The sequence below is a fragment of the Lacrimispora sp. genome (assembly GCF_036758025.1).
Lineage (GTDB): Bacteria > Bacillota > Clostridia > Lachnospirales > Lachnospiraceae > Lacrimispora.
Window position 1 is genome coordinate 270258 of sequence record NZ_DAIOXM010000002.1, and the last position, 8414, is coordinate 278671.

An 8414-nucleotide genomic window follows, 5' to 3' on the forward strand; every position below is an offset into this window, starting at 1 on the left:
CCTGTTTCCATTCCAAGTTTCAGTGTATTCCCCCTCTCTTTACCAAATTAATTATACATTTAATATTTTCTCTTCTGGAAAGACTTTACCAATCCTACGACCCATTTCATCATTCGGATGTTCTTGATACATATAATATAACTGTAATAAAAACTCCTCATCTTCTGTCTCCACAACAACGTTTTTCAAGTAGCTTTTTAATACTTCCTCTTCAAATAATTTTTTTAGATTATCAGAGCTAATATAATAAGTATGTCCAGAACCAACCGAATGCCCTAAAACATCGTACAGCATTCTAAATATATTTTTCCTATTAATGCGTTTTTTTACATAGCATTGAAATACGCTTAATTCATCTTTTAAATTGCGATATAACGCCCAGATATTATGAAGATGATAATACTCGTCTGCATAGAGATCAATGTCATGATCAATGATATCTGAAACTATTCTATTTTCAATTCCTTTCCACTGCTCTTGTCTCCCCACAACATTCTTATTATCTTTGTCACTTTCAAACCAATATGAAATACTATTTACAGTTTCAATTTTATCATATTGCTTACTTACCTGTTTTAGAAACTCTTCAAATTCCTCATCACTTAATCTTTGTATAAGTTCCCACATAATAATATGACAACGACTACGCGCACTCAACCCCATAAAGACTGATGAATTGTCAATTCTCCATATATTATTAAATATCGCACATAAAAAATTATAGACTGATTGGTTACATATATCAGTCAGATACAACTCTATTCTTTCAAAAAATTCTTTATGTACTGATGTTGGTAGTTCTTTCAATAATTTATCGAATTCCAAAGAAATATTGTATCCTTCCTCGTTAATGGAATTAATAACATTCTCAATAAATCCTCCAAGCACCGAAAATTGATTTTCCGTTTCACTAAAATATAAGTCAAAATATTTTGCACTTGCTATTCCTCTTCTTCTTGCAATATTTTGATATTCTTCTCGACCACCAAAAGAATATTGACTTTTCAGCTCTTGGTTTTTATTAAACTTCCCTGCGTATGGAAATAATACACCTAACAACTCCTTGTATTCAGAATTTACAGAAAACAAGTCACTAAAAAAGTTTTTTCCTTCTTGATTAAACTTCTCCATTGAAAATGAGGATACCCACAAGTCAGTATCATACATTGTATCTTCTGAAATAAAGTACTGTCGATTATTATATATAGACTTATATAGATCGTAATTATTCATTCTGATATATTCAATAACTATTTTATCTCTCTTTGATAAATTTGATCTATCTGTTAAAGCTTTCACTGCTACCGAATTTATAAAACGTTTAAAATCTCGTATATCCTTTATATGCTTGGCTATATATATGATGAATTCATTATACTCTTTTGCCTCTTTATCCGATTTATCATATAAGGCGATTAAATTGGAAGTACATTTTACTACTATATTTTCCATTGCAGTACCATCAACTTCTGGCACTATAATCTGCATTTGTACAATTTTCTTAACATAGTCATAATCAATATTTAAATTGGTGTCAAATATTCTTTTAACTTTTTCATTGTCAAATGAAATTATATAAGTTACTCTATCAAAATCCAAAACATTTCCTATTAATTTGAAAAGAAATATTATTTTGTCATCTTCAACTCTATCCAGATTATCAAGATATATAACGACTCGTTTACCACAAAGCTTCAGATATTCATTGATTTGTTTTTTACTATCATTTGCATCTCTGTTTCCCCCAAAAAACGAAGAAATTAGGTTTGATTTTTCTGGAGAATCTATAATTGCATTTGCCAGAATACTTATACTTCTCTTTATTTCAGAAGTATTCATTTTCAAATCATTACGCTTTATAATACAACTAAAAAAATTTTCAACAATACTCTCTTCTGTCCCATAAGTCCATGGATCAAAATCATCTATAATAACTATACCTTTATCGGTTTCTTCAATAATTTTCTTCACATTCTTAAGAATGGTTGTTTTTCCACTCCCCCACTTCCCCTCTAAGCTTATTACAAACTTGCCTTGCGGTTTAGTTGACAAAACAATATTAGTCAAATGATTTATAATTGACTTTCGATTAAGTAAATCATAATCAACATCACGTTCTTCTAATAGAATCACTCCATTTTTATTCTTTATGCGATTCTCATACAATTCTTTTAAATCAACTATGTTTGATTCATATAAGCCAGACTTTCTTTGTGCTTTTATATAATTTCTTCCTCTAGACCATGTCAAACCCATACTTACAAGAAAAAGTACAACTAATAAAATTAACTTATATGGATGAAACATTGAAAAAATAATAATTAAGAAAATGTATAGAAACGAAACCCATCCCACTACCTGCAATAAACAATCATAAAAATTAATTGCAAGAATCTTTCTCCACTCTAACATATGTTTTTCATACAGGATGATTCCAAACAGAAGTAACACAAAAATCCCCACAAAACCAGACATTGCTGGTCCATATTTATTTATCAACTGAGTTGGATAATTTACATAATCTAGGAAAGCTGTAAGTGCCAACGTCAGCACAACATACTTTAAAATCGCGACAAAAGGATACTTTAAATATACAGCATAAATATATTTTCTTTTAAATAAATCACTAATTTTCTTACTTCCGTTTTGTTCCCCCATATGCTTCCCCTCATCTTAGATTATTGCATTTTCCTAATACTTATTATCATTCTTATCAACAGATACCATTTCAATAATATCCCCAATATCACACTTCAATGCATTACAGATTTTAACTTTTACACAAAAACGCTTATAGTTCTATTATATCAAAATAAATTCAAGATACAACAAAATTTCACCTCCACATACTTCACTTTTATTGTTCTCAAATTCCTTTTCTGCAAATAATATAACTGGAATTTACTCTTGCACGTATTTTATATTTAAAACACTTTTCTTAAAATATGGCTGCACTTTTTACAGCCGCTGGCTTCAATTAGTACAACCAAATATTCATTTTGGCTATAGAAGCTGTAGCCAACAGTTCTAATCCTCGAAATTTTCATTCCATTAATAAATATTTGGGCTACAATTGGTATAGCCATTTTCCTCATTGGCTAAAGAAAGTGTAGCCATATGAAATATATAAGGGGGTTCAGGGGATTTTTTTCCCTGACAAAATGCAATATACCACTCTTGGATATATCTACAATCCCCTGACCAAAAAAGAAACATTTGACTTCATATCAAAGGCTTTGTAAGCTGTCTACAACTGTCTACAGGCTGACAGACACACAAAAATAGCGGAAACCCTAATAAAACCTAGGTTTCCGCTACCAATAAAAAGAGCGCGAGACGGGACTCGAACCCGCGACCCCGACCTTGGCAAGGTCGTACTCCACCAACTGAGCCACTCGCGCATAATCAATATTACGTTTTCTCATTTCTGAGAACACGGAAATTATAGCATATGTTTTTAAAAAATGCAAGAGGTTTTTAAAAATTTTCACCCACTTTCTCCTCCCCTATTTCCTAATTCCATTCTCTATTTCAATCCTTCACCACAACCTTATCCATCCTCTTATTCTCCCCAATCCCCCTCCTCAATCTTTATTATTTTACCTTTTTTCCTACATTTAAAATGTATTTCCCCCACAATACAAGGCCCTCACCTAACATTCTCAACTCTTTCGGTTTATGGTTTGACACCCCCTCCCCCCTTCCGTATAATACAAAGATATTTCAGCAAGGCATTTGAAAAGATGGGAGAAATTAATGAAAGAACTGCTTAAAATGGAACACATTACGAAGTGCTTTGGCGATATGTATGCAAACCGGAATATCAATCTTTCGGTACTGGAAGGGGAAGTACACACCCTTTTAGGGGAAAATGGAGCCGGAAAAAGCACCCTGATGAACATTCTCATCGGCTTATACCAACCCACAAGCGGACAGATCTTTCTTCGGGGAGAAAATGTCAGAATTGAATCTCCTAAAAGTGCTGTCCGCCTGGGAATCGGCATGGTCCATCAGCATTTCATGCTGGTAGAGGCCATGACTGTCTTTGAAAACATCATCCTGGGCCTTAAGAAGGATTCTTCTGTTTTTATAAAAAAGGAACAGCTAAAAAAAGAAATCCTTGATCTTTCCCAAAAATACGGCCTGGATGTGGAGCTGGACAGGCTGATTACGGACATTTCCGTAGGGGCTCAGCAAAGGGTTGAAATCTTAAAAGCCTTATACCGCGGAGCGGAGCTTCTCATATTAGACGAACCCACCGCTGCCCTGACTGACCAGGAGACAGAAGGACTGTTTGCTATCATCCGCAAACTGACAGGGGAAAACAAATCCGTCATCTTCATTTCCCACAAAATGCGGGAAGTCCTTGCCATCAGTGACCGCATCACCATTTTGCGGGCAGGGGAAACCGTTGCCACCTTGGATAAGGACAAAACAGACGGCTCAGAGCTTGCCAGCCTGATGATCGGCAGGGAAATGGCTCCCAGCCAATACAAAAAGGTCACCTCACCGGGAGAAGAGGTTCTTCGCCTGGAACATGCTGACTATCAGAAGGAACACAGGCACAGCGGCTTAAATGACGTAAGCCTTACAGTTGGAAAGGGAGAAATCCTGGGAATCGCAGGAGTGGATGGAAACGGCCAGTCCCAGCTTGCACAGCTTGCCTCCGGAGTCATTTCCCCGGACAGCGGAACCCTGTCCCTAAAGACCAACCGTATATCCCGTTTTGCCCCAAACGGCTTCATCCTTTCCCACGTTTCCCATGTGCCGGAGGACCGGAACAAGATGGGACTTATCGGAAATATGACTGTCCGGGAAAATCTGGTCTTAAAATCTACGGAAGAAAAGAGATTTTCTTACGGCAGAGGCGCTCTCTTAAAGAGAAAGGCCATCACTGCCTTTGCCCTGGACATGCAGGAGAAAAATGATATCCGCTGTTCTTCCATTGATCAGGAAGTCCGCAACTTATCAGGAGGAAACCAGCAGAAAATCATCCTTGCAAGGGAAATGGAAAGTAAGCCGGATCTTTTGATAGCAGTCCATCCCACCAGAGGATTGGACATGGGAGCCGCCCGGTACATTCACGACACCATGATAAAGGCCAGGGACGGAGGATGCGGCATTCTCTTAATCAGTGCAGACTTTGACGAAATCCTCAAGCTTTCTGACCGGATCATCGTGATGTTTGAAGGGAAGATCATGGGAGTTTATCCCGGAGAAAATCCGCCCATCGGGCAGATCTCCCAAGCAATGGCCGGAAAGGGGAATTAACATATGAAGCAAAAAGAAAATCTGACTAAAATCATCGTACCTGTCATTTCCATTCTGGTGGCATTTATCATGGGAGGCATCATCATCATCTGCCTGGGGAAAAATCCCTTTCAGGCTTATGGCTTTTTATTTTCCGGAGCCTTCGGAAGCAGCAGAAAGCTGGCCCAGACTCTGGTCATCGCCTGCCCTCTGATTTTCACCGGTTTAACCGCCTCATTTTCTTATAAATGCGGGGTATTCAACCTGGGAGGAGAAGGGCAGTTCATTATGGGAGCTGTCGCCAGCATCTTTTTTGTCACAAAAACAGGAGTCCAAGGTGTACCGGGAATCCTTTTAAGCCTTGGCATGGGTATGATCTGCGGCGCACTGTGGGGAGCCATTCCCGGAATCTTAAAAATCGTCCGGGGCTTAAATGAAATGATTGTCAGCATCATGCTCAACTACATAGCCACCCTGTTTATGGGCTACGTCTACACCACCCTTTTGCGGGATGGAAGCGTTCCCCAGACCTTTGCCATTCCCGATACCACGAAAATTCCGGTCATATCCAAAGGTTTTCCCATTCACTGGGGAATCGCAGCCGCAATCTTTCTGGCTTTTGCAGGATATTACTTCCTCTTTTGGACCTCCAAGGGCTTTAAGCTGAGGGCAGTGGGGTTAAATGCCACCGCCGCATTTTTCAACGGCTTTCCCGTCAACCGTTATGTACTGTTTTCCTTTATCGCCTCCGGAGCCGTGGCAGGCCTTGGAGGAAGCGTGGAGCTTCACGGAAAGCAGCTCCGCCTTATGAGCGGCTTTGGGCAGGGCTTTGGATTTGACGGCGTAGCCATCGCCCTCATTGCCCAGCTAAATCCCATAGGAACTGCAATTGTGGCATTTATCTTTGCTGTCTTGAGAAAAGGTGCCAGCACCCTGCAAACGGGAATGCAGATTCCAACCTCAGTGGTGGACATCATTCAGGCTCTGGTCATCATATTTGCCGTTGCAGGCACCGCATTGTTAAGGCTGCCGGAAATCAGACAGTATTTAAACCGGATATCCGGTAAAAGGAAGGAGTGAACCAATGGACGCATTTTTTAACGTGAATTTTTTCGTGGAGCTTATGCTGTCAACGGTCCGCATGGCAACACCCCTGTTATTGGCAGCTCTGGCAGAAACCTATTCAGAACGGGCCGGGCTGGTCAACATCGGCTTGGATGGAATCATGTCCTTTGGGGCATTGGCAGGCTTTCTCATAGGTTTTAAAACGGGAAGTCCCATGGCAGGCATTGCCTTTGGAGCCTTATCCGGAGTGATGATCAACATGATCTACGCCTTCTGCACCATCAGGCTTTGTGCCCCTCAAATTGTATACGGCATGGCAATCAACATCTTTGCCCCGGCCCTGGCCTCTTTTATTTACCGGCTGTCCTTTTCCGACACCTCCACTCTGATCCAGGGAGTGTCCATGAAGACGATGCCTATTCCCGTTCTCAGCCAGATTCCGGTTCTCGGACCTGTTTTTTTCAACCACCTTCCCCTGGTGTACGTTTCCTATCTTTTGGTTCCGGTTACTGCCATTTTCTTAAATAAGACAAAGGCAGGCCTTAACTTTAAGGCTGTGGGAGAGTTTCCCAAGGCAGCGGAAACACTGGGAATCAATGTGACCCTTCAAAAGTATATTGCCTGCATCATCTGCGGCGCCCTGGCAGGCATGGGAGGCGCTTATCTGACCATTTGCTACACAAGCACCTATTCCGAGGGAATCGTATCCGGGCGGGGCTTCATTGCCTTGTCAGCCGTTATCTTCGGGCGCTGGATGCCCACTGGAGTCCTGTTTGCCTGCCTGCTCTTTGGCTTCTGCGACGCCCTGCAGATCCGGTTCCAGCTTTTAAGCCCTTCCACTCCCTACCAGATCCTTCAGATGATGCCTTACATTTTCACTCTGCTGGTCCTGGCCTTCTTCGGAATCAAGAAAAGCGGTCCAAAAGCAAACGGCCAGCCTTACTACCGGGAAGAGCGTTAACAATAATTCCAGGACACATCCTGAGATTATAAATGATTTACAACACAGACAAGGAGGATTTAATTATGAAAAAACTACGAACCCCCGCTGCCCTCTTGATGGCCGCCCTTCTGGCTGCCGCAAGCTTATCAGCCTGCTCCAGCCCATCGGCCGCTCCATCAGCCGGAACAACGGCTGCCTCTTCTGATGCCGGCTCCTCGGCTCCGGAAACCACGGCTCCCGGCACTGCTGCTGCCGAAACCACAGCTGACAAGTCCTATAAGATTGCCATGGTGTTAGACTCTTCCATCTCAGACGGAGGATGGGGCGCAAGCTGTTATCAGGCTATGGTAAATGCAGCTGCTGAATCCGGTTGGGAAACTGTTTACACCGATAACGTGGCAACTGCAGATTATGCCACCGTTATGACCGATTATGCGGAATTGGGCTATGATCTGATCTTTGCTCCCGGAAACCAGTATACCGATGCAGTAAAGCAGGTAGCAGAGGAATACCCTGAAATCAAATTTATTCTCCTAAACGGAACAGTTGAAACCGAAAATATTACCTCCGTTCTTCCCGATGCCAAACAGATTGGCTACATGGCCGGAGCTCTGGCAGGCCTTATGAGCAAAACCGGAAATATCGGCTTTATCGGAGGCATGGAACTGGACACCACAAAAGCCAAGCTGGAGTGTTATGAAAAGGCAGCCCAGAAGATAAACCCGGACATCAAGGTGTCCTCCGCTTACGCCGGCTCATTCAGCGATACGGCAAAGGGAAAGGAAATCGCTTCCTCCATGATCTCCACCTATGACGTGGACATTATGTTCGGCGATGCCTCTGCTGTGGATACAGGCGCAAGGGAAGCCTTAGCAGGCCAGGAGGGCAGATATGACATCGGACAGCCAGGCGATCTTGGATCAGCAGACCATGAGGTCATCATCAGCTCCGTTGTAACCGACAATGCAGCTTTAGTCAAGGCCTGCATGGAAGACGTGGAAAAGGGTACTTTTGGAGGGCGCACCATTTACGGAGATTTGAGCAACGGCTGTCTCAGCGTGGGAACATTCTCCAACCAGGTTCCAAAGGAAATCCAGGATGAATACTTGAAAATCGTAGAAGAAATCAAAGCAGGAATCTTTATTCAGTAAACCGG

5 protein-coding genes and 1 tRNA gene are annotated in these 8414 nt (G+C 41.6%); 4 read left to right on the forward strand and 2 right to left on the reverse strand.

Translation table 11 applies throughout. The features are described from left to right. Window positions 1-51 precede the first annotated feature (51 nt). Window positions 52-2658, reverse strand: coding sequence for a KAP family P-loop NTPase fold protein (locus V7M78_RS03600; RefSeq protein ID WP_333646511.1), 2607 nt, complete (start codon window positions 2656-2658; stop codon window positions 52-54). A gap of 670 nt (window positions 2659-3328) precedes the next feature. Then, window positions 3329-3401, reverse strand: a tRNA-Gly gene (locus tag V7M78_RS03605). Between the two features lie 355 nt (window positions 3402-3756). On the opposite strand from V7M78_RS03605, the gene V7M78_RS03610 reads away from it, so the two are divergent. From V7M78_RS03610 to V7M78_RS03625, 4 genes are all read left to right on the forward strand, one after another. Continuing rightward, window positions 3757-5271: an ABC transporter ATP-binding protein gene (locus V7M78_RS03610; protein ID WP_333646513.1), complete on the forward strand. Its 1515-nt coding sequence runs from the start codon at window positions 3757-3759 to the stop codon at window positions 5269-5271. Between the two features lie 3 nt (window positions 5272-5274). Continuing rightward, complete coding sequence (locus tag V7M78_RS03615) at window positions 5275-6330, forward strand: ABC transporter permease (RefSeq protein WP_333646516.1); 1056 nt, start codon at window positions 5275-5277, stop codon at window positions 6328-6330. Window positions 6331-6334: 4 nt separating this feature from the next. Then, the gene (locus V7M78_RS03620; protein WP_333646518.1) at window positions 6335-7276 is read left to right on the forward strand and encodes an ABC transporter permease; all 942 of its coding nucleotides are present in this window, start codon (window positions 6335-6337) and stop codon (window positions 7274-7276) included. Between the two features lie 65 nt (window positions 7277-7341). Then, the gene (locus V7M78_RS03625; protein ID WP_333646520.1) at window positions 7342-8409 is read left to right on the forward strand and encodes a BMP family protein; all 1068 of its coding nucleotides are present in this window, start codon (window positions 7342-7344) and stop codon (window positions 8407-8409) included. Window positions 8410-8414: the final 5 nt, after the last annotated feature.

Coding starts and splice junctions, on each gene's coding strand:
- V7M78_RS03600 (WP_333646511.1), bottom strand. CDS start 2,658: ATGGGGGAACAAAACGGAAGTAAGAAAATTAGTGATTTATTTAAAAGA.
- V7M78_RS03610 (WP_333646513.1), top strand. CDS start 3,757: ATGAAAGAACTGCTTAAAATGGAACACATTACGAAGTGCTTTGGCGAT.
- V7M78_RS03620 (WP_333646518.1), top strand. CDS start 6,335: ATGGACGCATTTTTTAACGTGAATTTTTTCGTGGAGCTTATGCTGTCA.
- V7M78_RS03615 (WP_333646516.1), top strand. CDS start 5,275: ATGAAGCAAAAAGAAAATCTGACTAAAATCATCGTACCTGTCATTTCC.
- V7M78_RS03625 (WP_333646520.1), top strand. CDS start 7,342: ATGAAAAAACTACGAACCCCCGCTGCCCTCTTGATGGCCGCCCTTCTG.